At 41.5% G+C, this 24,815-nt stretch carries 28 protein-coding genes; 25 read left to right on the plus strand and 3 right to left on the minus strand.

Annotated features, from left to right (window positions below; all coding sequences use genetic code 11):
• Nucleotides 1-38 precede the first annotated feature (38 nt).
• The 25 genes from QA442_RS04770 to QA442_RS04890 all read left to right on the plus strand — a co-directional run bounded on the left by QA442_RS04770 (nucleotide 39) and on the right by QA442_RS04890 (nucleotide 21,477).
• Nucleotides 39-572: a phage terminase small subunit P27 family gene (locus QA442_RS04770; RefSeq protein WP_147801353.1), complete on the plus strand. Its 534-nt coding sequence runs from the start codon at nucleotides 39-41 to the stop codon at nucleotides 570-572.
• The gene (locus tag QA442_RS04775; RefSeq protein ID WP_147801354.1) at nucleotides 572-2,281 is read left to right on the plus strand and encodes a terminase large subunit; all 1,710 of its coding nucleotides are present in this window, start codon (nucleotides 572-574) and stop codon (nucleotides 2,279-2,281) included. Before QA442_RS04770 ends, QA442_RS04775 begins: the two co-directional genes overlap by 1 nt.
• Before the next feature lie 12 nt (nucleotides 2,282-2,293).
• Nucleotides 2,294-2,512, plus strand: a complete 219-nt coding sequence (locus QA442_RS04780; RefSeq protein WP_103330102.1) for a hypothetical protein — start codon at nucleotides 2,294-2,296, stop codon at nucleotides 2,510-2,512.
• A gap of 5 nt (nucleotides 2,513-2,517) precedes the next feature.
• On the plus strand, nucleotides 2,518-3,765 hold the full coding sequence (locus QA442_RS04785; protein ID WP_279473771.1) for a phage portal protein: 1,248 nt from the start codon (nucleotides 2,518-2,520) through the stop codon (nucleotides 3,763-3,765).
• On the plus strand, nucleotides 3,755-4,381 hold the full coding sequence (locus tag QA442_RS04790) for an HK97 family phage prohead protease (protein WP_147801356.1): 627 nt from the start codon (nucleotides 3,755-3,757) through the stop codon (nucleotides 4,379-4,381). Before QA442_RS04785 ends, QA442_RS04790 begins: the two co-directional genes overlap by 11 nt.
• Nucleotides 4,382-4,417: 36 nt before the next feature.
• The gene (locus tag QA442_RS04795; protein WP_147801357.1) at nucleotides 4,418-5,620 is read left to right on the plus strand and encodes a phage major capsid protein; all 1,203 of its coding nucleotides are present in this window, start codon (nucleotides 4,418-4,420) and stop codon (nucleotides 5,618-5,620) included.
• A 15-nt stretch (nucleotides 5,621-5,635) separates the two neighbouring features.
• On the plus strand, nucleotides 5,636-5,950 hold the full coding sequence (locus QA442_RS04800) for a hypothetical protein (protein WP_017696300.1): 315 nt from the start codon (nucleotides 5,636-5,638) through the stop codon (nucleotides 5,948-5,950).
• 28 nt (nucleotides 5,951-5,978) lie between these two features.
• Nucleotides 5,979-6,515, plus strand: coding sequence for a collagen-like protein (locus tag QA442_RS04805; protein ID WP_017696301.1), 537 nt, complete (start codon nucleotides 5,979-5,981; stop codon nucleotides 6,513-6,515).
• 15 nt (nucleotides 6,516-6,530) lie between these two features.
• Nucleotides 6,531-6,878 (plus strand): head-tail connector protein, encoded by a 348-nt coding sequence (locus QA442_RS04810; RefSeq protein WP_017696302.1) that lies wholly within the window; start codon nucleotides 6,531-6,533, stop codon nucleotides 6,876-6,878.
• Entirely contained in the window at nucleotides 6,811-7,170 is a 360-nt protein-coding gene (locus QA442_RS04815) for a phage head closure protein (protein ID WP_026113677.1), read from the plus strand. The genes QA442_RS04810 and QA442_RS04815 overlap by 68 nt, the downstream gene beginning before the upstream one ends.
• Nucleotides 7,163-7,546: an HK97-gp10 family putative phage morphogenesis protein gene (locus tag QA442_RS04820; RefSeq protein ID WP_017696304.1), complete on the plus strand. Its 384-nt coding sequence runs from the start codon at nucleotides 7,163-7,165 to the stop codon at nucleotides 7,544-7,546. The genes QA442_RS04815 and QA442_RS04820 overlap by 8 nt, the downstream gene beginning before the upstream one ends.
• A 126-nt stretch (nucleotides 7,547-7,672) precedes the next feature.
• Nucleotides 7,673-7,924 carry a hypothetical protein gene (locus tag QA442_RS04825; protein WP_279473773.1) on the plus strand — a complete coding sequence of 84 codons (252 nt, stop codon included), beginning with the start codon at nucleotides 7,673-7,675 and terminating at the stop codon, nucleotides 7,922-7,924.
• Nucleotides 7,925-8,536: a major tail protein gene (locus QA442_RS04830; RefSeq protein WP_017696306.1), complete on the plus strand. Its 612-nt coding sequence runs from the start codon at nucleotides 7,925-7,927 to the stop codon at nucleotides 8,534-8,536.
• Between the two features lie 54 nt (nucleotides 8,537-8,590).
• Nucleotides 8,591-8,929, plus strand: coding sequence for a phage tail assembly chaperone G (gene gpG / locus QA442_RS04835; RefSeq protein ID WP_017696307.1), 339 nt, complete (start codon nucleotides 8,591-8,593; stop codon nucleotides 8,927-8,929).
• Between the two features lie 2 nt (nucleotides 8,930-8,931).
• The gene (locus tag QA442_RS04840) at nucleotides 8,932-9,111 is read left to right on the plus strand and encodes a hypothetical protein (RefSeq protein ID WP_017696308.1); all 180 of its coding nucleotides are present in this window, start codon (nucleotides 8,932-8,934) and stop codon (nucleotides 9,109-9,111) included.
• Between the two features lie 12 nt (nucleotides 9,112-9,123).
• On the plus strand, nucleotides 9,124-13,002 hold the full coding sequence (locus QA442_RS04845; protein ID WP_147801359.1) for a phage tail tape measure protein: 3,879 nt from the start codon (nucleotides 9,124-9,126) through the stop codon (nucleotides 13,000-13,002).
• Entirely contained in the window at nucleotides 13,002-13,841 is an 840-nt protein-coding gene (locus QA442_RS04850; protein ID WP_017696310.1) for a phage tail family protein, read from the plus strand. Before QA442_RS04845 ends, QA442_RS04850 begins: the two co-directional genes overlap by 1 nt.
• An 11-nt stretch (nucleotides 13,842-13,852) precedes the next feature.
• On the plus strand, nucleotides 13,853-15,559 hold the full coding sequence (locus QA442_RS04855) for a phage tail protein (protein WP_017696311.1): 1,707 nt from the start codon (nucleotides 13,853-13,855) through the stop codon (nucleotides 15,557-15,559).
• A gap of 104 nt (nucleotides 15,560-15,663) precedes the next feature.
• Entirely contained in the window at nucleotides 15,664-18,159 is a 2,496-nt protein-coding gene (locus QA442_RS04860) for a peptidase G2 autoproteolytic cleavage domain-containing protein (protein ID WP_279474480.1), read from the plus strand.
• 12 nt (nucleotides 18,160-18,171) lie between these two features.
• Entirely contained in the window at nucleotides 18,172-19,407 is a 1,236-nt protein-coding gene (locus QA442_RS04865; RefSeq protein ID WP_371149643.1) for a phage baseplate upper protein, read from the plus strand.
• A complete protein-coding gene (locus tag QA442_RS04870) occupies nucleotides 19,404-19,766 on the plus strand; it encodes a hypothetical protein (protein WP_147801361.1) in 363 nt (120 codons plus the stop codon). Before QA442_RS04865 ends, QA442_RS04870 begins: the two co-directional genes overlap by 4 nt.
• Complete coding sequence (locus QA442_RS04875; protein ID WP_017696315.1) at nucleotides 19,766-19,939, plus strand: XkdX family protein; 174 nt, start codon at nucleotides 19,766-19,768, stop codon at nucleotides 19,937-19,939. Before QA442_RS04870 ends, QA442_RS04875 begins: the two co-directional genes overlap by 1 nt.
• 52 nt (nucleotides 19,940-19,991) lie before the next feature.
• On the plus strand, nucleotides 19,992-20,204 hold the full coding sequence (locus tag QA442_RS04880; protein ID WP_003220204.1) for a BhlA/UviB family holin-like peptide: 213 nt from the start codon (nucleotides 19,992-19,994) through the stop codon (nucleotides 20,202-20,204).
• 12 nt (nucleotides 20,205-20,216) lie between these two features.
• The gene (locus QA442_RS04885; RefSeq protein ID WP_147801362.1) at nucleotides 20,217-20,480 is read left to right on the plus strand and encodes a phage holin; all 264 of its coding nucleotides are present in this window, start codon (nucleotides 20,217-20,219) and stop codon (nucleotides 20,478-20,480) included.
• A gap of 55 nt (nucleotides 20,481-20,535) precedes the next feature.
• On the plus strand, nucleotides 20,536-21,477 hold the full coding sequence (locus QA442_RS04890; protein ID WP_147801363.1) for an N-acetylmuramoyl-L-alanine amidase: 942 nt from the start codon (nucleotides 20,536-20,538) through the stop codon (nucleotides 21,475-21,477).
• Between the two features lie 39 nt (nucleotides 21,478-21,516).
• On the opposite strand, the gene QA442_RS04895 is transcribed toward QA442_RS04890, so the two are convergent.
• From QA442_RS04895 to QA442_RS04905, 3 genes are all read right to left on the minus strand, one after another.
• Nucleotides 21,517-22,272, minus strand: a complete 756-nt coding sequence (locus QA442_RS04895) for a hypothetical protein (RefSeq protein WP_147801364.1) — start codon at nucleotides 22,270-22,272, stop codon at nucleotides 21,517-21,519.
• Nucleotides 22,273-22,447: 175 nt separating this feature from the next.
• Nucleotides 22,448-22,732, minus strand: a complete 285-nt coding sequence (locus QA442_RS04900) for a hypothetical protein (RefSeq protein ID WP_103330115.1) — start codon at nucleotides 22,730-22,732, stop codon at nucleotides 22,448-22,450.
• Between the two features lie 5 nt (nucleotides 22,733-22,737).
• A complete protein-coding gene (locus tag QA442_RS04905) occupies nucleotides 22,738-24,450 on the minus strand; it encodes a ribonuclease YeeF family protein (RefSeq protein WP_147801365.1) in 1,713 nt (570 codons plus the stop codon).
• Between the last annotated feature and the right edge of the window lie 365 nt (nucleotides 24,451-24,815).

Below are 24,815 nucleotides of genomic sequence, written 5' to 3' on the forward strand. Positions count from 1 at the left end.
AAAATTCCCTAAATGAAAATTCGGAAGGAGGTGAGGGAATGGCTAGACCGCGGCAACCTGTCGACTTGCTACTGGTGAAAGGGAAGAAACACCTGACACAGCAAGAGATTGAGGAGCGTCGAGCACAGGAAATAAAGGCACCAAACGACAAAGTAAAAGCTCCATCATATTTACCAAAAGACTTAAAAAGAGAGTTTAAAAAGATAGCGGACGAGCTGAAAAACATCGGGATTATGACCAATTTAGATGTTGATGCGCTTGCCCGTTTTTTGTTTGCCCGGAAATTATATTTGCAAGTAACTGAGCAATTACTTGAACGGGGTCCGATGAAAACAGTGATCGTTAGAAAATTTGATGATGACGGGAATGTAATAGGAGAAGAAGAAAAGGTTATTCCGAATGATGACTATTCTGAACTATTGATAAACCAAGACAAGTTGTTTAAACAATGCCGGCAAGCTTCAAGCGATTTAGGACTGACCATTTCCTCTCGCTGTAAACTCGTCATCCCGAAAAAAGATGATGGGAAACCGAAGTCAAAAGAGGAAGAACGGTTCGGGGGCCGCATGTAATGCAAGAGGTTACTGCCGAAATTCTTATAGAACGGGTGTGGTCATACGCTGAGAAAATCCGTTCCGGTGAAATCAAGGCAAGCAAAAAACACAGATGGGCAGTTGAACGCTTTTTTCGAGATGTTGAACGCCTCGCAGATGATGACTGTCCTTATTATTTTGACGCTGAGGCTGTTGTAGATTTTTATGAATGGGCGCGGCAATTCAGACACGTCGAGGGGATTCTTGCCGGACAGCCGATCGAGCTTACAGACTTTCAACTTTTTATAGCGGCTAATATCTACGGTTTTTATAAAAAAGAAAACGGTGCTCGGCGATTTCGAAAAGTTTATATCCAGCTGGCCCGGAAAAATGCGAAATCACAGTTTCTTGCTTTAGTGGCGTCATACGAGATTTTTCCAACGCAAGAAAAACACCGGGTATTTATCGCCGGCTGGTCCAGAGAACAATCCGATGAGGTTTATCAAGCCATACTCGAACAGCTGCATCATGCGCCCATACTGAAAGGGAAATACTCCTCAGCCAATGGACGAGTAAAAAAATACAAGACAAACTCCATCATTCAGCCTTTATCTCGAGAAGCCCGGAAGTTAGGGGACGGGAAAAACCCATCTATTGGGATAGTGGACGAATATCATGCTCATGAAACAAGTGAAATTTATGATGTTCTTGATAGTGGTATGGTCGCCCGCCGCAGCCCGTTAATGGCTGTTATTACGACAGCCGGATTTCATATGGAAAGACCGTGTTTCAGGGAATATCAATATACAAGTAAAATACTTGATCCAGACATTGACACGGAGAATGATGATTATTTTGTTATGATCTGTGAGCTTGATCCAGAGGACGATATAAAAGACGAATCAAATTGGATTAAAGCCAATCCGATTGTTGCAACGTACCCAGAGGGCATGGAGTCATTGCGAGCTGCCCTTAAAGTAGCGCTTGAAGTTCCGGAAAAAATGAGAAGCTTCTTGACTAAAAATATGAATCGGTGGGTTGATCAGAAGGATAATGGATATATGAACATGACAAAATGGCGGGAATGCAGCGGTGAAATTCCTGATTTACAGGGCATGTCAGTTTATCTGGGGCTTGATCTGTCCATGACTACAGACTTAACATCTGTTGGATATGTGGCTGTGCAGGAGGGGTTGTACTACGTTGGCCAACATTCCTTTATGCCTGAGGCACGAGCCAAGGAAAAAATGGCAACAGATAAGGTGCCATATGATTTGTGGAAAGAGATGGGTTACATTACGTATACGGCAGGGGAAGCGGTTGATTATCAACGAGTCGAACAATGGATCATAGAATTTATTCATAAACATCGTTTTCGGCCGCAAGAGATCGTATACGATAAATGGAACGCTCTTCATTTAGCCCAACGTCTTGAATCAAAAGGGTTGACGACAGTCGAAATGCCGCAAAGAATAAATCATCTTTCATTACCAACAAAGAGTTTTCGAGAAAACGTTTATGAGGGGAAAGTCATACACAGTGACGACCCGGTTTTAACATGGGCCATTAATAATGCGATTACTAAAATTGATCCGCAGGAAAATATCATGCTGGATAAAGCAAAATCGAAGCAAAGGATTGACCCAATTGCAGCTGTTATAAATGCGTATGCCCGTGCGATGTACTTCGGCAATAGTGGAAGAGTTGATTTGAATGAACATTTTGGGTCCGGCAATTTCAGTTTTTAGGATGTGAGAAATATGAAAAAGGTTAGTGCCTTTTTTACAGCCATGTTTAACCCTAGAGTTATGAAAAGAGGGTTTTCTTTTTTCTTGTTGATATTAAATGATCTGCTGTTCATTACGGGTGCAGGCTTTATCCTGACAGCTGCTTATAGATGGAATACAAACATCGGTCTTATTCTGACGGGTGTCTTTTTTATGTTTTATGCCTATCTTCTGACCAAGAAAGCGAGGTGAAATAATTGCTAATAGATCGGATGTTTGAAAAACGGTCCGGTTCAACGGATATAGACGGTTTCAATGATTTATTTGTAAATTTATTCGGCGGCCGGAAAACAGCAAGCGGCGAAACTGTAAATGAAAGAAATTCATTGGTACAGCCTGACGTTTTTGCATGCGTGAACGTATTATCAGATGATATTGCAAAGCTCCCGATTCATACGTTTCAAAAAACAGAAAACGGTATAGAGCGTAAACCAGATCATCCCACTGCCTACACTGTTTATGCACGTCCTAATCCTTATATGACGGCTTTTGTATGGAAAAAGTTGATGATGACGCAAGTGCTGACGTGGGGAAATGGTTACTCATATATCCAATTCGGTGAAAACGGTTATCCAAAAGCGCTGTCTCCTTTACGTCCTGAAACTACAAACGCTTATATTAGTCCGAATACGGGCATGTTGTGGTATCAAACGGTGGTCAATGGAAAGGCCGTGGAGCTGTATGATCATGAAGTGCTGCATTTTAAAGGACTTTCAACAGATGGCATACACGGAAAATCACCCATAGGGGTAGTACGGGAACATATCGGAGCACAATCGGCAGCCACAAAATACAATGCCAAGCTGTATAAAAATGAAGCAACACCACGCGGAATCTTGAAAGTTCCTGCTTTTTTAGATGAGAAGCCTAAAGAGAATGTTCGTAAAGAATGGAAAAGAGTAAACCAGGGTGAAAATATTGCGATCATCGACAATGGCTTAGAATATCAATCTATTTCTATGCCATTACAAGAGGCTCAGTTTGTTGAATCAATGAAATTTAATAAAGCGCAAATTTCAATGATCTATAAAGTGCCGTTGCATAAACTCAATGAATTGGATAAAGCAACTTTCTCCAATATTGAACATCAGTCTATCGAATATGTCAGAAATACTCTTCAGCCGTGGATCGTGAATTTTGAACAAGAACTCAACGTCAAATTATTTATGGATCACAGCCAGAGAAGCGGCCACTATGTAAAATTCAATGTCGACAGTGAGCTGCGGGGAGATAGCCAGTCACAGGCAGAGTATTTTAAAACGATGCATGAAACAGGAGTGCTGAATAAAAACGAAATTAGAGAGCTCATTGAACGCAATCCGATTCAACACGGTGACAAATATCTTGCAAGTTTAAATTATGTGTTTCTTGATTTCATGGAAGAATATCAGCGTCTTAAAGCTGGCGGTGCCGTGAAAGGGGGTGACATCAAGAATGAAGGATAAAGAGGTCCGGCAGTTAACAACACCCATTGAAATACGTTCAGAAGGTGAAGGGCAAAGCGAATTTATTGAAGGATACGCTTTGAAGTTTGAAAAATGGTCAGAGCGTCTTGGGTGGTTCAAGGAGATAATCAGCAGGAATGCACTTGATTCAGCCGATCTTTCAAACGTTATTGCTCTTTTTAATCATCAGCAAGACTTTCCTTTGGCGAGAAATACTGTTTCAGGCGATTCTGGGCGTCTTGACCTTGAAATAGATGGAATAGGTCTCAAATTCAGATTTAAGCCCTCAGACACGTCATATGCTCGTGATTTAATGGAGAATGTCCGCAGCGGTGTTATTAATCAATGTTCTTTTGCTTTTTCACTCGATTATGGCGATGCAGACGCGGACGAGTGGCGGTTGAATGAAGATGAGGACATCTATGAGAGAAGAATCAATAAAATACATCGTATTTTTGATATATCTCTTGTCACGACGCCGGCGTATAGCGATACAGAGGCAGTCGTAGGCGCCCGCAGTTTGGAAAAAGTGGAGCAATTGAAGGAGAGCCGCAACGCATCAGATGAAACATTAAAAATGGAATTGGAACTACTTGACCTTGTACTCCCGGAGTAAGGTCTTTTTTTGTGTCTAAATAAGGAGGAAACCAATATGCCAATGCAAATGAGCAAAAAAGAAATTCAATTAAGACAGCAATTTACTGAAAAGAAGCAGCAAGCAGACAAGGCGCTGCAGGAGGGGAAAACAGATGAGGCCCGTGCCTTGCTTGATGAAGTGAAGCAGCTCAAGAATCAAATCGAATTGATGACCGAAGGACGTTCACTTGATGTGCCTGACCTGCCGGGCGGTGTGAATTTTGTGCCGGAACAGGAGCGGAATCCAGAAGGTAGGACAGGTGATACAGGAGCAAAAGAGGAGCGTCAAAAGATGTTCTCTCAAGCATTCATGAAGTCCCTTCGAGGCAAGCGTTTGACTGAAGAGGAACGTGACTTATTTGAAAGTGAAGAGTTTCGGGCAATGTCCGGGAAAAACGAAGAAGACGGCGGCATCCTAATTCCCGAAGATATTTCTAGACTAATCAAAGAGTTGAAAAGGGAGCAAGTACATCAGCTGGAGCAATACGTGACTGTTGAGCCGGTTGCAACTCGCTCAGGAAGCCGCATGCTTGAGAAAAATAGTGATTTGACTCCGTTTGCAGTTCTTGAAGAAATGGACGAGATTCAAGAAACGGATCAGCCGAAATTCTCCAAACTCTCTTATAACATTGTGGATTATGCTGGCATCTTGCCACTTTCAAATACACTGCTTCAAGACACAGACCAAGCAATCATGGCCTATGTTGCTAAATGGTTTGTAAAGAAATCAATCACAACGCGTAATGCTTTGATTTTGGCGATTCTTGATAGCTTGAAAAAAGTAGAATTTAAAGGGCTGGACGCAATTAAAAAAGCTTTAAACGTAACGCTTGATCCTGCTATTTCATCAGGCGCAATCATCATGACTAACCAAGACGGCTTTGACTATCTTGATCAGTTAAAGGATGCAGACGGCAAATATCTACTTAAAGACATCCCTTCTGAACCGACAAACAAAATGCTATTTGGTCGTCGGGTGGTGGTCATTTCAAACAAGATTCTAAAAACAAAATCAGGGAAAGCGCCTGTCATTGTCGGCGATCTAAAAGAAGCGATTGTTTTATTTGACCGCCAGCAACAATCAATTGCCTCTACTGATGTCGGGGCCGGTGCATTTGAGACAAATACAACTAAAGTGCGCGCCATTGAGCGTGAAGACGTGAAGTTGTGGGATTCTGAGGCTGTAGTGTACGGTCAATTGACGTTGCCTGCTGAGTAATAAAGGAGGGTTATCATGCGAGTAACTAAAAACTATACCACTGATGGCGGAGATCGTACCGTCATTGGCGGTGTTTTAGACATCGACGGTGGAACCGTTATGAAGGATGGTCAGGAAATTTCATTAGGCGGCGGAAATCAAACCGAAATGGGTGCAGGCAGTGTAACTCATGAAATGCTGCAGGATAAGTCAGTCCGCAGTAACAATATCGGCACCGGAAGCGTAATGGAAGAGCACTTGAATTCAGCTATCACAGAAAGAATATCAAGTTTAGAAGATAGATTGAAAGCTTTAGAGACAGCTAAAACAGAACCAGCTGCAACTGAATGAAAAATATAAAAGAAAAGGATGAGTGAAAATGGCAGAAGATTATCTTTATGAGAGTGGCGGAGTAAAAACATCATCTGAAAAGGGTGCTGACGGAAAAGCAATCACACCCGTTTATTTAAAAGAAAACAGCGAGGAAAACCCTGTGTATGTGAAAGGATTAAAAGGTGACCCGGGCCCGCAAGGACCACAAGGGGAAACCGGACCACAGGGCCCTCAAGGTGAAAAAGGCGAAACTGGTCCTCAAGGTCCGAAAGGCGAAACTGGTCCTCAAGGTCCGAAAGGCGATAAGGGAGACACAGGAGAACAAGGGCCTCAAGGGGAAGCAGGGCCACAGGGGCCGAAGGGAGAAAAGGGCGATCCAGCTGTAATTGCAGACGGCTCTATTACTCACGAAATGCTGCTGGAAAAGTCGGTTCGTAGCAAAAATATTGGCACAGGAAGCGTCATGATGGATCATTTGAATGCAGAGGTGAAGGCAGTATTTGACCAGCTGCAGAAGCAAATTGATGAGCTGAAAAATGAGGTGCAGACACTAAAAGGAACAGATGAAGCGCCACAAGAATAAGGCGGTGTATCCTAAATGGATTTAGAGGCTATTAAAAACTATTTAAAGGTCGAGCATGAAGAAGATGATCGCCAGCTCTTGAGACAAATAGCTGCGGCCAAAAGCTATATCATAAATGGAATAGGCAGGTATATAGAAGGGCACCCGCAATTTGAGCTGGTACTTCAAATGCTTGTTGAACATTGGTATGAAAACAAAGGGATATATGAGTCCGGGGGCACCGGCTCGTCTATCCCTTTTACTGCTGAAAATATATTGACGCAGCTGCGTTATATATCTGTGGAGGAACAAGAAGATGAGAAAAAAGATCAGCAAACTCCGGCATCGCCTGACCTTTCAAAAGAAAACCAAGATACAGGATGAAGAATTAAATTGGATTGATTCGTATGAGGACTTATTTACAGTGTGGGGAGCTGTTGAAGGGTCTGGTTCTCTCGGAAACAATGAAACTATGATTGCCGGCGCTTTGGGGGTTAAGTCGCCAAAAAAAATCACGGTGCGTTACCGGAAGGGTATAAAACAGGATATGCGAATTGTTGAACGTTTCCCTAAAAATAAGACAGAACGGGTCTTCGATATTTTGGATACCAACGATCCGGATGATCTACAAGAAGAGCTCGAGATTATTTGTCAGGAGGTGGGGATCAATGGCTGATATGAGTTTTGACGGTATAGATGATTTAACGCAGTATTTTGAAAAAATCGGTGGAGACGTTGAAAAGGTTGAACCTGTAGCATTGAAGGCTGGCGGTGAAATTATCGCTGAAAGGCAGCGCGGCCACGTTAACCGAAGTGATAAACAACAGCCTCATATGCAGGACAATATCACAGTCTCAAATGTAAGAGAATCCAAGGACGGAGAGAAATTTGTTGCTGTTGGTCCGAATAAAAAAGTAGCGTTCCGAGGGAAATTCTTAGAATGGGGTACTTCAAAAATGCCGCCGTATCCGTTCATTGAAAAAGGTGGACAAGAAGGGGAGGGGCCTGCTGTGGATTTAATGGAGCGAATACTTACAGCGCCGATCAAATGACGATGGACCCAGTTAGTGAATTGGTCAAAACTCTTACATCCAGTTCTATATTGGATGAATTAGTAACGGGCGGAATTCATAACCTTACTGCAAATGATGTGAATGCTTTTCCGAGAGTCATATTTTATGAGCTTAAAGACGCTGATCTTAGGTTATGCAGATAATAAAGCATACTGTTTTGAAGTTCGGTTTCAGATTAGTATATTCACTCAAGCAGCTACGCGGAAATTTGAAAAGCCGATTGCTAATGAAATAGATAAGTTAATGCGTTCAATCGGTTATGGCCGGTATGATTCGCAACCATTATATGAAGAAGACACCAAAGTCTATCACAAAGCAATGAGATATGTGAAAGGCTATTTTAGGGAGGAAGAATAGATGGGAAAAATTTTAACCGGACTGGATATGTTCCATATCGCAGAAGTTCTGAAAGATACAAAAGATGAACTTGAGTTTTCAGTTCCAGAGGAATTACCAGGTGCTGTTAGTATGAAACTTGATCCGAAGTCTGAAACGGAAACTTTCTATGCGGATAACGGTGCGTATGCACAGTTAAGCAGCTTAGGTGACATTGACGGGGAAATGGAAGTCGCAGATTTACCCCTTGATATGCAGGCGAGGATTTTCGGGAAAACGGTTGAAAATGGCATTCATTTCTCTAGTGCAGATGACAGGCCACTAGAGATTGCGCTGGGTTTCCGTGCGAAAATTTCAACTGGTGGCTACCGTTACTATTGGGCTTTAAAAGGAAAGCCAGAATTAGTACCAGTTGAACATAAAACGGAGGAAGGAAAACCGTCGCCTCAATCTACTCAAGTGAAAATTAAATTTAGTCCACTGACCAATGTAAAAAAAGGAAAGAGAAGATGGGAAGCTAAAGCCGAAGAAGGAAACGGCATTAATGCTGATACTTGGTTCAGACAAGTTGTCTATAACAAAGATAGTTTTACTTCTGGCGGAAACGATGAAGTTGTGGACGTTGGTAAATAAGTAACCTGAGCGCTTTAAGCGCTCTTTTTTCTTGAATTAAAAGGAGGAATAAAAGTGGAAGCTTTAACAATCACTTTAAGAATTGACGGGAAAGACAAAAAGTTCGTGACACCAGACTTCATTTCCGGAAAGTTTTTTCGTACCGCTGCAGCTATTGCAGAAGACTTTGAATCTAATGATGATGAACGACTGTTCACTGAAAAACAAAATGAATTTGTCTGTAATATATTCGGAAATAAATTTACGCTTGATGAATTTGAAAACGGGATTGATTCTCGTCTAGCTGCAAGAACAATTTATGCTACTGCAAATTATGTTCTTGGAAACATAACAGAAGCCAGCGCTCTGTTAAATCCGAATCAGAATGCAGATGGTGAAGAACCGGGGGAGTAAGTTTGTCCGAGGCTGTCATGGATATGTATAACGCCTTGGAAGAAGTCGGGTTCTCCCAAAACCAAATTGACGAAATGGACATTGTGTATCATCTCAAACGGTTGGCTAGGAGAAAGGAAACAACTGAAAATCCAAAAACTAATGAGAATGATCAAGTGTACATAGATCAGATTTTAGGATAAGGGGGTGTCCGATTGAGTAAGGATATTAAAGTCAAACTGTATTCCAATTCATCGCAGTTTAATACTGAAATGCGTGGTATTGCTGTTCAGATGAAAAATATCAAATCTGAGTTCGAAAAGAATCGTACAGCAGTCGGTGTATGGGGGAATCAGTTAAGGACCGCCCAAGTAACAGCCCGGACTCTTAGTCAACAGCTTGAGCAGCATAAACAAAAAGTAAAAGCCCTTGAAAGAGCTTATGCAGATGCAGCGATCAAAAAGGGAAAGGATGCAAAAGAAACACAATCTCTTGCCCGACGTCTGAACAATGCGACTGCGCAGATGAATAGAACGCAGCATGCCTTGAATGAAACAACTCAGAAAATCAAAGAAATGGAAAGCGCATCAAGAAGAGCTGCAACACGTATCAGGCAGATGGGTCAGCGCATGAATTCTGTAGGCGGAACAATGCGGAATGTTGGATCATCGGTTGCGATGACATCGGGTGTGGCCTTCGGTGGCTTAGTTCTGACATTCAAAGATGCCATACAAACAGGTATGGAATTTGAAAAACAAATGAGCAAGGTAAAAGCGATCTCTGGCGGAACGGCGTCAGAGGTAGCCAAATTGAAAGAGCAAGCAAAAGAGCTCGGTGCAACCACTGTCTTTACAGCAAGTCAGGCGGCGGATGCACAGGGCTTTTTAGCAATGGCCGGATTTAAAGTAAATGATATTTACGATGCAATGCCGGGGATGCTCAGTCTTGCGGCTGCTGGTCAATTGGAGCTGGGCGCGGCGGCAGATATTACGTCAAATATCATGTCTTCTTTTGCTCTGAAAGCAAAGGAATCAGGTCACGCTTCGGATGTCATTGCTTATGCAGCTGCTAACGCAAACACAAATGTAGAGCAGATGGGCGAAGCTATGAAATTCTTGGCGCCTAATGCTCATTCACTTGGATGGGGCATGGAGGAGTCAGCTGCCGCCATTATGGCCTTTGGTGATTCTGGTCTCCAAGGAACTCTAGCAGGACAAGCGTTTGGAACATCTTTAACCCGCCTTGCAGCGCCTTCCAGAAAAGCAGCCAAGGAAATAGAAAGATTAGGCTTTAATTTCTTTGATGCTGCTGGGAATATGAAGAGCATGCCAGAAGTAGTCGCTGAGATGGAAAAAGGCATGAAGGGCATGACAAAGGAGCAACAGGCAGCTACGCTGAAAACAATTGTGGGTGCCGAGGCGTATAAACATTGGACAATTCTTCTTCAAAAGGGGTCGAAAGCCCTCGGAGATAATACAAAAGCTCTTGAAAAGTCAGACGGGGCAGCAAAAAAGATGGCGGATACCATGCTGGATAATGCACATGGTAGTATCGTAGCGTTTGAATCAGCGCTTGAAGGCGCGAAAATTAAGCTTACCGAGAGCCTGTTGCCGGCACTTGGTGATTTAGCTGATAAAGGTGCCGATATTATATCCACTTTTAACAATATGGATTCCAGCACCGTTCAAACGATTGCCAAAACCGCACTTCTTGCCACAGGGGTTCTAGGCGTAACAACAGCCGTTGCAACGTTAACAGCTGGTATTGGAGCCCTCCTTGCATTCACTGGTCCAATTGGTTTGGCAATTGTCGGCGGAACTGCCCTTCTCGGAGGAATCACTGTTGCTACCTATGCTTACAACGAAGAATTAAAGAATCAAAAGAAGAAGCAGGAAGAGGCACGGGAAGCCGCATTGCTATATGGTGAAGGGGTTTCTAAAGCGACTCAAAAGTCAGCAGCGGCTTATGTTGATTTGAGAGAAAAAGCTGAACTTCAATTATTTGAATTGAGCCGGGTTTCCGGTGAAGAAGCAGAAAAAATGTCTTCTAAACTTGTAACCACTTATTCTCAAATGCGGGACAGTCTAATCAAGGAACTTGAGGGATTAAAGAAAGATGCGTTGGTTGTTCTCAAAGGATTATTTGAAGATACAGACGAGAACACCAAGAAACAAGGCGAAAAGATCACAGATAAGATGGTCGGCGCTATTGATAAGGATATGCAGGAAGCCCGCCAAAAAGTAAAAGAATTAGAACAGCTACAGAAGGATACGGGTCTTGTATCCTCAAAAATGAATGAATCGCAAAAGGCTAAATTCAATGAGATTCTTTCATACTTTGAGCAATCTACAAGTAAGTTTGCGGCCAATCAAAAAGAAGCTATCGCCATGCAAAAAGCTGTTTCCGAGCAACAAGGGAAACTATCATTCAAACAGGCGAAACAGTACAACGATGATATTAAGAAGGTTTATGAAGATGGACAACAAGCAGCCAAAAAGGACTTGGATTATCGGAATGATGTCATTGAAAAACTATATGCACAGGGCTATATTGATGCAGAAAAACGCAATACTTTGCTCAGTAAGAGTACAGCTGATTATGACAAGGCTTTAGCAAAAAACACAGCTGCTTATGAAAAGAATTCAAGTGCTCTCTTCTCAAAAATGTCGAGAGACGGACAACTATTAGATTTAGAGACTGGAAAAGCATTAAAGCGACAAGATGAATATATTTCTAACTCAATGGGGATTATGGTCAAAACTGAGGAATCTGAATCCGCCTATCAAGAACGTTGGGCCAATAAACAGATTGAGTTTCTTCAAAGTCTAGGAAAAAGCAAAGAAGATGCCATTGCTACGACACAGCAAGCACTTCAAGAGTTTTATCAAGGCGTGGGGATGACAGAAGGCGAAGCCCGCGCAGAAGCAAGTAAAGTTGTCTCAGCTGTTGAAGATGAAATGAACAAGCCTGGTAACACGGAAGCTGCCGGTCAAAAGGTTGTTCGCGACTTTGCCAGCGGCTTAAAACAAGCAAAGCCGGCTGTTGTGGGAGAAGGAACAGTTTTACAGCAGGCCTTAAATAATTCATTGAAGTCTGATACTGCTACACCTAACCAAGCCGGTAAGTCTAAAGGGAACGCATTCAAATCAGGTTTGAATTCCACAAAAAACTCTAATGTTCAAAGTGGATCGGTCTTGCGTCAGGCTGTGCTGAGTGAGCTCAACAAAGGCGGAGGACAGGCCAGTTCAGCTGGTCAGAACAAGGGGAATAAACATAAATCCGGTTTGAACTCAACGAAAGGAGCAAACACCTCTGCAGCTGGTTCACTCAGTTCATCCGTAACAAATACTCTTGGAAAAACTACAGATGGTGGCGGAGGTAAGAAAGCCGGGACCATGTTTTCGAGTGGAGTGAACAGCAAAAAAGGAAGTGCGAGCAGTGCAGGGAAGAATGTTTCCAACAGCGCGAAGACAGGGTTGAAAAGCGTTAAAACAAACAGTGTAGGTCAAGACTTTGTAACTGGTTTTATCAATGGAATGGGATCTCTAAATGGATCACTTGTGAGTGCCGCATGGAAACTTGGGAAATCTGCACTTAGTTCATTAAAGAAATCCATTGACTCGCATTCTCCGTCAAAATTGACTCAATCAGAAGGTCATAACTTTTCTGATGGTTTTGCAATTGGGATTCAAGATAAAGCTAAAACAGTGAAGAAAAGTGCTGTTTCCATGGCTCAAAGCACAATGAGCTCATTTAAACAGGAACTTAGCCAGATGGCTTATGACATAAAGGGCGCGGCCGATCAGCTGATTTCCATGAAATCGGAACTTGTGGTTAGAAACGAAGTAGATACCCCATCGTTAAACCAGAAGCTTGATGCTTTGATCACGCTTTTATCCAAGGGACTTACAGGTGATGGAAGAGGAAGCGCAGGGATGGCACAAACTCCGATTGTCATTCAGCCTGCACAAGTTCATATGGATGGTCAGCATATTGCAAATATCCTGTTTGAAAAAGGAGATGGGAAGATTCTTGATCAAAAGAGCGCGGACCGTTACAACCAGAGTGCCTATAAAGGTGGGGTGAGAGGCTAATGCTTGATCTATATATAGATTTTAACGATGGGAAGGGGGAGCGAGAGCTGACAAGCTTGCTCCCTCGTTTTAGTGTGAGGAGTTTTACACCCGACTCTCCCAATATTGAGCGAGAAACAACAACTATGTCGAGAATAAACGGATTGGTCTTGCCGCAGCATCCCCGGGATGTTGTGTATAAGGAGCGAAGTATAAAAGTTGAATTTCTTCTTGATTCAATTATTGCTGAGACGTTTTACCAGAACAGGCATGAACTTTATGCCTTGTTAGTTCAGCCGTTTCCCTATTACATTTCAACGGATTTGTTTCCTAACCGTCGTTTTCTTGTTACTTGTGACGGGAATTTCTCTATCCCGAAAGATAAGCAGAAAAACCATGCAACATTCACTGTAGAGTTTACAGACATTCTCGGGCTAGCCGAATCTAAGTATACATCTTCAACACTCCAGAATTTTAACGGAGAACACTGGAGCTCGGGCATGGGAATTTTAATGAGGGATGATCTTGAATATCACTTCAAAAACAAAAAGCGATTCAGCATTTATAATCCGGGGGATGCCATTGTAAATACTTTGCAGCATAACTACAATGTTACCTTTTGGGCTAAAGGCAAGAATGTCACAATAGTCAATCACACGAACGGTGAAAAGCTAAAGATTGAACAAGAACTTCAACGATCTCAGAAGGTAACATTCATCAAACAATATACAGTGATTAATGATAAACGAATTAAAACCTCTGGCCGGCTTCCGTCTTTAGATATTGGATGGAACGAGTTTGAAATACAAAACTCGAATGATTTTGAAATCAAATTTGACACCCATTTTTATTACAAGTAAGGAGGGATGATATGGCTGCAGCAGACTTTATTAAAAGCCTTGTACCCGGCGCACAAAATGTATACAAAAAATATAATGTTCTCGCCAGCCTTGTCATTGCTCAGGGATGTCTTGAAAGTGGGTACGGCACAAGTGGATTGGCGCAAAAAGCTCATAACCTTTTTGGCATAAAAGGGACATACAACGGTCAGTATGTCTTGATGTGGACAAGTGAGCAAGACAAATACGGAAACGTTACTCGGATTCAAGCGAAGTTTAGAAAGTATCCCTCCTATGCTGAAAGCTTGGCTGATTTAGGAAGCTTGTATAACCGTCTTGATCGGTATAAGGCGGTTGTGGGTGAAAGCAATTATAAAAAAGCATGCCAAGCAGTAAAAGACGGCGGGTATGCTACTGACGTGAACTATCCGAGCAAGTTAATCAGTATCATAGATAAATATAATTTGACGCAATATGACAACATTACGACGCTGCCTGACGAACCAGATGTACCAGATAATCCAGATACCCCGGTTGAGGAACCTGTATTTCCAAGTAAAGAATATGCGGGGAAAGACGTTTCTTTAAATAAAAACTTGCCTTCAGACGTTGATTTTCCTCAATTGTTTGTTTCTACGACGGACGGAACGGATGTTGTTGAAATAACAGGAGTTATTGTTGATTTGACAGATGACACAACGGGAAAGAAAAGCTTCACCTTCACTATTACAAAAACTCAGCAGAATGCAGCTGAATTTGATCTTTTAATAAACGACAATATCCTTTATATCGACGAGAGGAAATTCAATCACCAAAAATACTACATTACGGATGTTGACCTGAAACAATCAAAAAATGTAATCACGAAAACGATTACCGCGAATCATATCTATTCTGTGCTTTTAGTCGAAAACCGTGTTGAGGAAACTGTATCTAAAAAGCTAAAGCTAAAAGAGGCGCTTGATATTGCGTTAAAAGGGACGGACTTCACTTATGTATTAGAAGCTCCTGAAAGTGATTTCCCATCGGCAGAAGAAGAGAATTTCGGAGAGAAAAACAGCACAGAATTGATGGATCAGATCATAGAGGATTATGACTTAGAAATTGATGTTGATAATTATAAGATTCATGTTTACAAGAAAATGGGACAGGAAGTAGACTTCACGCTTGATTCCCGTTATAACATGCCGGGAATTAACATTAAAACAAACTCGCAAAACTGCACGACTCGGGCATGGGGATACGGTGCCATGGAAAAGGATAGCAATTCTACGGATAAGAAACCTAAGTATGTTTTTGAACCTATTCTTTATGTTCATCCCGAAGAGAAAAAATTCTTACGAGAAGGTAAACCAAGATGGGCCGATCCGCTAAAAGATGAAACAATAAAAAAGGCTAGCAGCATGGTTTCAGCTTTAAAAAAACATGTAAATCCTTACCCGGAAACAACGGTAAGTGTTGATTATCAATATATCTATGAACCTAAGCTTTTATCCATAGAAAAACCTTTTTGGAAAGGTGATACCATTCATGTTTTAGCAGATACAGCCGAGGGTATTACTTTTGAAGATGATGTTCGTTTAGTAACGATTCAGTATAATCCTTTGAATCCTTACAGCAGTCCAAAGCTTACATTTGCAAACTATAGAAAAGATATTCAAGACATTGCAGTCAATCAGGCCAAGAAAATAAGAGATCAAAAAAGATATATTGACCAGATAATACAAACGCTACGATAGGCGTTTTTTATTTTGTCCTCAAAGGAGTGAAACAGTTGATCAGGCTTAGGAAATATTACGACACTACTCGAAATACAGTATATGAATCTCAATTATCGGAAGATATGAATAGCATCGAAAAAGAGATTAATAACCTAGACGGTGATTTGAGGAATCATAAGTCTGATTTTCAGGCACATACCAGTGATCAAATTACCCATCAAGGTTTTTCTCTCCGAACCTATATTGAAAGCCTTTATAACCGTATGCGCAATTTGATTCTTAATGCTGACGGAACAAATGTAAAAGAGGTCGTCGATGCCCGTGTTGATACTGACGGCAATATTGCACCCTTATTAAAAGAACGGCTTGACCGGGATTACATGAAATTGAATAAGCGAATAAAACGTGTCGTTCATGTGGATGATTACGGAGCCGTTGCAGACGGAGTGACAGACAGTTCCGATGCAATCGTGAAGGCCATGGGTAACGGTAAAGTGAAAATTAAACTGGGGCCGGGCGTCTATGTTGTTCGCGGTGTAAAGCTAAAAAGCAACATCATCTTTGAGGGTGACGGAATGGATATTACCACTCTTATTCTTCATGATGAGACACCATCAGATGAATGGGTGATTACGAACGCTAATCATCAGGGCGGTAACAAAAATATCGTAATACGTGATATGACACTTGATTGGAATCGTGAACGGCAAAATGGCACCATGAAAGCCATGGGCGGAGTAAAATCCAGCTGCTTATTGTTAGCACAGGTGAAAAACGCATGGATTCAAAGAGTCCGAACTGTAAATCCTGCTTTGCATGGTATTGATATCTCGGCGCCAACCTACGACATTTCAGATAGTGACTACACTAAAAACGGTTGTGACTCAATTTGGATTGATGGATGTATTTGTGAAGGGTATGGAGACGACGGGATTACAACTCATTACAGCAAAAATATTTTCATCACAAACAATAGATGTTTATATCCATCTGGAACAGCCCATGCCTCTGGAAAAGCAAATTCAAATGGTATTGAAGTAGACGATGGCTCTATGGACGTATGGCTTTTCAATAATTATACGGAGGGGAATGTCCGGGGGGTTGAAGTGAAGGCGCATGCGAAGTGGCCGGCACCTTCTAATGTTCATGTTTATGGTCATCAATCATTCCATGATGTAAGAGCGTATGATCTTCGTCATATCGGCCATCATTATGCAAATGAGCCGTGGAGCGAAACAGCAAGGGATGTCACTTTAGTAGACTGTACGGCTAAGGAGCCGATATTCAATGATTTATACGCTGGGCTAGAGCCGAAAGCGCTTGTGATTTCTGCTTATCAGCGTGTTACAGTACTGGGCTTTACAGCACTTGGTGATCCTACCTATGACTATAAAGGGACACCAGTTATCGCCTTCCAGTATAAAAGCCGCAAGATTAACATTAATGGTTTGAACATTTCTGGATTTGCGAAGGCGGGTTCGGATGTCCGAATCTATGGCGGTGATCAAAGAACGGATGATGTTCGTATTTCAAATTTTACTAACCATGATTCAGCCCCAGAGGGAATTTCCATCGGTGGCGGGGTTTACTATGTCACTTTAATGAACGGTATTGCTCATACAAGAGGCGGCAGTATAGGGATTTCGTCACCAAACAATCAGGCTGATATAACAGCAGTTCGGGCTGTTGGCTATAGTAATGCGGCAGTTTTAGCAGGTCAAAAATATAGTTCGGTACCTACAAACATAAAAGGCGGCTTCCGGGCTGCTGCCAGATCGGGCTCACCTTTAACGGATACAAGTGCAATCATAGCAGGATCGGGAACGATTATTGCGAAGGGCGAGCGTAATTTCATTGCTGGCGTAGCTGGCGGTGCATCCACGGAGGGTTCACGGAACGGCGTAATGTTCTCTTGGGATTCACACACAACTGGAGACAGCGGATCAACTGGCGTTATGTTTTCAAAAAACGTAAAGAACAGTAAGGAATACACGCTAGCTTTAGGCCACGGCGACGGTAATCCCTCAGAAGCAAACAAAAAGATTGAGCTGGATGCAAAAAATGGAACTGTGCGCGCCACAAGTCGAATAGAAAGCGTCTCTGACCTAAAAGACCTTGCCGAATACTTTGAATCAACTGACGGCCAGAAAATTGAAGCCTCCTACCTTGTAGCGTTGGAAGGCGAAAAGATTCGAAAAGCCGATAAGGGTGACAAGATTTTGGGCGTTGTATCAGAAACAGCCGGGCTTGTTCTCGGTGGTGCTGCTTTCGATTGGAAAGATCGGTATTTGAGGGATGAATTTGGCGGCATTATTTATAGAGAGATTTACGACGGGGAACGGGTAAGAATGGTCCCAGCAGAAAATCCAGACTATGATCCTTCTGTGGAATATACCCCTCGTGAAGATCGAGATGAATGGCATGTCATTGGACTTATAGGACAGGTGTTTGTTCGTATTGACTCCACAGTTAGGGTAGGTGATAGCGTAACGGCCATTGAAGGGATAGCGACAAAATCTGAGTCCGATGGATACGGCACTGTAATGAAAATTGAAATGCCATACGACGAAGAGAAAGGCTACGGGGTAGCCAAGATGATCGTCACGCCGCAACATTAAGGAGGTTCATTCTTGATTTATAAAAATGCAAATGTCACGTATGATATTAACTCACATGGATCAAACGGAAGATCAACAAACATCCAATTTATGACCCAAGATACGGGCAGCGCCAAGCTGTCCTTTTCTTTTACAAAAGATGGTGTCCCACTTCCATTGTCCGCGGTTGATGCAAAAATTGTTTTGCTTTATCCGGACGGCTCCTTTTATAAAAAGAGTCTTACTCTCATAGATAAAGTGAACGGAAAAGCAGAATACATTTTGTCGGATAGGGAACTGAAACACCCCGGAATTGTAAAGGCCGAATTAAAGCTCTACTATACAAACGGCCAAGCACTAGCGACTTCCTTTTTTACGTTCACGATATCAAAAACTTTGGAAGATCAGAACATCGCCCCAGTAGCTGAGTATTACATTGATGATTTTGAGACGTTACGGGACGGCATTAACCAGACAGTGGACGAGATTAGCCAAACAATTGAAGAGCTGCGTGAAAAATTTGCTGACCTCGAAGCGATTGAAACCAAAGAGGGCGCGCAGAAAAAGGCTGATGCAGCAGAAAAAAGAGCGAAGGGCTATACTGATGAACATGCAAATGATCAGATAAAGCATATTACGGCAAAAGAGCGCGAGACATGGAATGCAAAGGAGACGCCTTCCGGTGCACAGGGGAAAGTGAATGCTCATGCTGCTGACTTGGATTTACACCTAGCAGCAGGTGAACGAGATAAATGGAATGCCAAAGAAACGCCGGTAGGGGCCCAGAGAAAAGTTGATTCTCATGAAAACAAAACGGAAATTCACGTCACGTCGCAAGAGAAAAGCAGCTGGAATGATCTTATAAGTCAGTTTAGGCAACATAATTACAATCAAGAAAGACACACCTCTGCTATAGAACGCGCTAAGTGGAACGGGGCTGTCTCGTATGCAAATATTACTCTGAAAAATGGGGCGGCAGCCGGAACACGGGTACCCATTTATGCAAAGTGGGGTCCGTTAACGTTATTACGCGGGCATGTGAAAACAGAACCAGAAATCATATTTGGCTCAATTCCTTCTTCATATGCTCCAATCGGTGGGGCAATTGTAACAGTTCCACTTAGCGGGACAGGTGGGACGGCTAACCTCATTGTATATGAAAATGGAGATTTAAAAATCAAATATCCAGACCCGACAGATTCAAGCAAGCTTGGCGGAGGATACTATATAGATGTTGTCATCGGGTTTCAAGAGGGAGGTACAGCATGATACAGGTTTACAGATATGATGAGAACTTTGTCTTTGTTGAACCGGTACCAATTGAAGAACCGGGCGAGGATGGAAAATATGTAATTCCTAGAAATTGTACAACCATTCAGCCTCCATCATACATTAAACCTATGTTTCATCCGGAAGAGCAAAAATGGTCAGAAGTAGCAACTCAAGCAGAAAAAGACGAGATTTTAAAACAAGTTGAAAATGGAAGAGTTCCGTCACCTTTAGATGTATTAAAGTCTCAAAACGCTGAAATCATGGTGCAGCTGGCTGAAGCCCAGAACTTGATAGAGTCTCAGGCGAAAATGATCGCGGACTTATTATTAATGCTGGCTGAAGGAGGGGAAACGTGATGGATTGGTTTAGAAATATCAAAACCATCTATGGGTGGGGCAGACAGTATTACACAAATGCTGACGTTGCCCGTTTTGTTGTCTTAAATAGAATCACAGAAGATCAATATAAAGAAATCACCGGTCTTACCTATCCAGCTACAGAGCCGGTTGTCATAGATTTAGGAAGTTAACCAACACCCGTGAAGGTGTTTTTATTTTGCCCTAAAGGAGGTGAGGCTTTTAATGGAGATGGATATTACACAGTATTTAATTACTCAGGGGCCCTTTGCTGTGTTGTTTTGCTGGCTCCTATTCTATGTCATGAAAACGAGTAAGGAAAGGGAATCTAAGCTCTATGATCAAATTGATTCTCAAAATGAAGTCTTAGGGAAGTTCAGTGAAAAGTATGATGTCGTAATTGAAAAGCTAGACAAAATTGAAAGCAAAGTACAATAGGGGGATTACACTATGAAAAACTATGACAAAGGCACGGTCATTCGGACGGTGCTTCTTTTGATTGCACTTATTAACCAAACAATGCTGATGCTTGGTAAGTCACCGTTGGATATTTCAGAAGATCAGGTGAATCAGCTTGCGGATGCTCTTTACACTGCTGGCTCTCTGATCTTCATGATCGGTACGACACTTGCTGCATGGTTTAAAAACAATTATGTGACAGCAAAAGGGCACCAACAAAAAGCAGTTCTTAAACAAAACAATCTAACAAAATGACGCTGCTGGATAAAACCGGCGGCTTTTTCTATACACAAAAAGGAGACGATGAAACATGGTAAACATTATTCAAGACTTCATTCTGAAAGGAAATAAAAACAGACCAGCATACCCTATGAATCCTCAGTTTATTACAGTTCATAATACTTCGAATACTGCGAAAGGGGCGGACGCTGCCAGTCATGCCCGGTATGTTAAAAATCCGGAAACAGCAACCAGCTGGCACTTTACTGTGGATGATAAAGAGATTTATCAGCACCTTCCTTTAAATGAAAATGGCTGGCATGCAGGAGACGGAAACGGGACAGGAAACCGTAAATCAATTGGTATTGAAATCTGTGAAAATAGCGATGGGGATTTTGAAAAAGCTGTTTCAAATGCTCAATGGCTTATCAAGAAATTGATGAAAGAACAGGGGATTTCTTTTGCAAATGTCGTGCCTCATAAGCATTGGTCAGGTAAAGAGTGCCCTCGGAAGTTGCTGAACCGTTGGGATTCATTTAAAGCAGGGATCAGCGGTGCTACATCTTCGCCGACAAAAACGGTTAAGAAAACCGCCGGAGATACCTACACAGTCAAAAAAGGCGATACTCTTTCCGAAATTGCAAAAGAGCACGGGGTGAGTGTGGCAAATCTTCAGAGCTGGAATAACATTAAAGACCCTAATAAAATCACAGTTGGCCAAAAGTTAAAGCTCACAGGCTCAAACACTTCAAGCACTAAACCAAGCAGCAAAAGAACGTCATATGCGCTGCCTTCTGGAACCTTTAAAGTAACTAACCCTATGCGAAAAGGAGATGACGTCAGACGGATTCAAAAAGCGTTGGCGGCTCTTTATTTCTACCCGGACAAGGGAGCGAAGAATAACGGTATCGACGGCGTGTATGGACCGAAAACAGCAAACGCGGTCAAGCGATTCCAGTCTATGTACGGGCTTACTCAAGACGGTATTTATGGTTCTAAGACTAAAGCGAAACTTGAATCACTATTGAAGTAACAAAAAAACCCTCTCTTTTTCCAAAGGGAGGGGCATCATTTATTTCGGTTCGATTTTCACTACTACAGCTGTATCTGGAATTTTAGCGAGATGCACAAAGTAATCTCCCTCGTCTACATCCAACATATCTTGATCGCTTTCTAAGAGGTCATTTAAATGACCAATATCAATTCCTAACGCATGAAAAACTGCAAATGTATTAAAAAGACCAATTTCAGATTCAATATTATCTGAGCCAGAAGTCATTAAATTTAAACCGTTGAAATTTTGATCGTTATCAAACCAAGCTGTTAAAGTAAAAACTCCGCCGGAGTCATCACTTTCAGTTTTAAGTTCTCTTGTATAAATGTCTTTATTTTCATCATGTTTAAAATCTCCAATGTTATCTCTATTAATATGATTGAGACTAGGAGATTCGATTTTTTTATCATTTTCAATATCTTGGACTGCATCATTAAAAGTCTGTACAAATTCCTCAAGGCTAAAATTAAATTCTTTTTGGTTATCCTCAACACTCTGAATGTCAGAGTCTTCGTTGTCTTCAGAACGCATCGGCTCCTCTTCTATTGAGGGCTCATCTGTAGTGCTTTCTGTGGCAGCAGTGACATCCTCAGTTTTGGATTTGTGAGATTCTCGATTCAACGTACCCATAATGAAAAAAAGACATAAAGCCAAAACAAGGCTTAGTGGAGCTATTTGAATACCTATCTTCCTAGTTTTTTCAAAGAAGATAAAAATCAACGCTGTAATAAAGACAAAGGCTGCAAATGTTGCAAGAATACCAAGAATAATCATAAGATCCTCCTCTTTTTAAAACGAACATTTACATTTTAAAGTAAATGAGGATTTAATTCTATGATTTGTAAAGACATTGATAATGAGTGGGATTACAGAGCTGAAACGAAAGCTAAACTTGAAGCATTATTGAAATAAAAAAGGAGCCCCGTCTCTATGAAGGGGCCTTTTCTTTTTATCTCCATCTCCAGTTTATTTCGTTATCTTCTTCGTAGATTCCGGGTAAAGAAATCCCTAATCTTTTTTGCTCGTCGTCAACAATATACCAATTATCATCGTCTATTAAATCATCGTCAAACTTCTCAATTGCAGAGGGATCATCTTCATCCACTACTGCTCTAAAAAATTCTTTGAATTTTTCCATATTCTCATTAGGTTTGATTTTCCCATAAGCCCAAGGCCCTTCTATTGTTGCTCCATTTATTTCACCTAAGCATTCATTTTGATAATAAAGAAACATACTCCTCACTCCTTAGGAAACATTTTGAAGTATTCTTTTGGTATCTCACCTTTAACAAAATACTCTGTATCTCTGCTAGTCCATTTTAGAGCTTTTTTCTTCCAATTGTCTGTTTGTCTCGTGTCGTTTTTTATTAATCTCTCAATTTGTTTTGGATTCAGGATAGCAACTCCTTTTAGTTCTCCAGAACGTATGGCTTTTCGTAGAGCTGATATATTTAATTCAATAGTATATTCCCCATAACCTTTTGCTATCTTTTTGTTAATTGTAAAACTAGTATATGGACTATTGGATTTTCCACCTTTCCTATACCCTCCTAAAATATGTTCTGTAACAGTTACTTGACGGCCTTGATACATTCCACTTTTGTTTGCGGGAACAAGGTTCCCAGTCTCAGGTGAAATATGAGATTTGCCGATACCATTTGGTCTTTTTGTTGCATAAGGGAAATCTTCTCCTCTGAATAAGTTGGAAGGTTTACCTGCGCCAGAATTTATTTTTAATGCTTTACCTGCACCAATCATGCCTATTGGAGCAATTGAGGCAAGCGCACTGTTTAAGCTGTTCTCACGTCTCTCCTCGGAAATCTTATTCCCAAACATATCTCGGCCGGTTATTGCTTCACTAAATCCATTCGCTGAGGCAAGTCCGTAGAGTCCTTTACTGGAGTTTTGAAGAGCATGGAATGTCTTTGGCGTTTTGTAGACATCAAGTGCTTTGTCTGCTGTGTAGAGTGCTTTACTGGTTGAATAAACAGCTTTTCCGCCTTTTGCTAATTTTCCAGCCCATCCCACAATCGGGATATAACCTGCCGCAGCCATCGCTCCAGCTGCTACACGTTGGCCCTCTGTCAATTTCTCGCCGGTAACAGGATCAACTCCATCAGCAGCTCTCTTATAATCATAATATCCGGAGACTTCCCCCGTAAAATTACAAACAACATCCCAGGTCTTTTCATACCATGGTCTATTTGCGAGCTCTTCCTGTTCCTTCGCAATTCTTCTTTGTTCGGCCTGCTGATCTTTAAAGGAAATATAGTCAGTAGTTTGATTTTTTACATCCTCGGTCATCTTGTGAATGTCACTGTCCCTGTAAGCTTTTGCATTATAGTGGATAGGGGAGGCGTTTTTACCTTTTGCTGTAGCGTTCATGAGTGCTTGGTAATCAGCCTGAATCATTTGTTCATTTGCTTCTGAGAGTGCATATTCAGATGTTAAATTTTCATCGACTTCATGAATTTTTTTGATGGTCTTGGTACGTTTGTTGTTGGTTGAAGAGAGTTCGTCTTTAAAAGCTTCTGTGGAGAATAAATCTAGTGGTAGTATGTCGTTGATGTCATTTAGAATGTCTTTTATTGCTTTTTTCTGTTCTGACATGATGGATTTTGATTTAGTATAAGCGTTGGCCAGCTCGTGTTCTAAAAAAGATTCTTCTATGTAGGCATCGGATAAGCTTGCATCTTCCAGAATGCCAGTAATACTCGTGAGAAATGCGATTTTTGTGTCGATCAAATCAATCCACTGGTCAGCGATCCCGGCTTGATCCTCATAGAATGCCTTTATGTTGTCGGCACCTTTGCCGGAAAACTCACTGTCATCTAAATCAGCTACGGCTTTAAAAGCCTTTTTTAGATCGACCATCTGACTTCTTAATTCCTTGTATTCTTTTGCGCGTCTATCTGCTTCTGAAAGCAGTGATTTAGCTTCAAATACTTTCATGTTCATGTCCCTTCTTTTGGAATTTAACATCAAAATTTTATCATGAGGAAAAGAAGAATAATTGAAAAGTCTTTGTATTAAAAGAAAATGATTCATTTGATCTGTGTCTTTATTCCTGTTGTGTAAAACAAAAAAGTCCCGACTCATTAGAGAGGGACTTTATATAATTTAATTTTCATTTCCTTATTCCAAGAAAGCGCTCAGGTGGAAAGTTTGACAAGGGCGGTTACCGTTTTTGAAAGTAGTTTTAGATTATGAGTATACTGATAAACAAAGAAATATTTTCAAAATGAATCAAACCAAAGTGTTGGATATTCTGAAAAAAGTTACCTTCTGTCAAATAATAAGGTAGCTATGGAAGTTTT

The organism is Bacillus stercoris (assembly GCF_029772985.1).
Lineage (GTDB): Bacteria > Bacillota > Bacilli > Bacillales > Bacillaceae > Bacillus > Bacillus stercoris.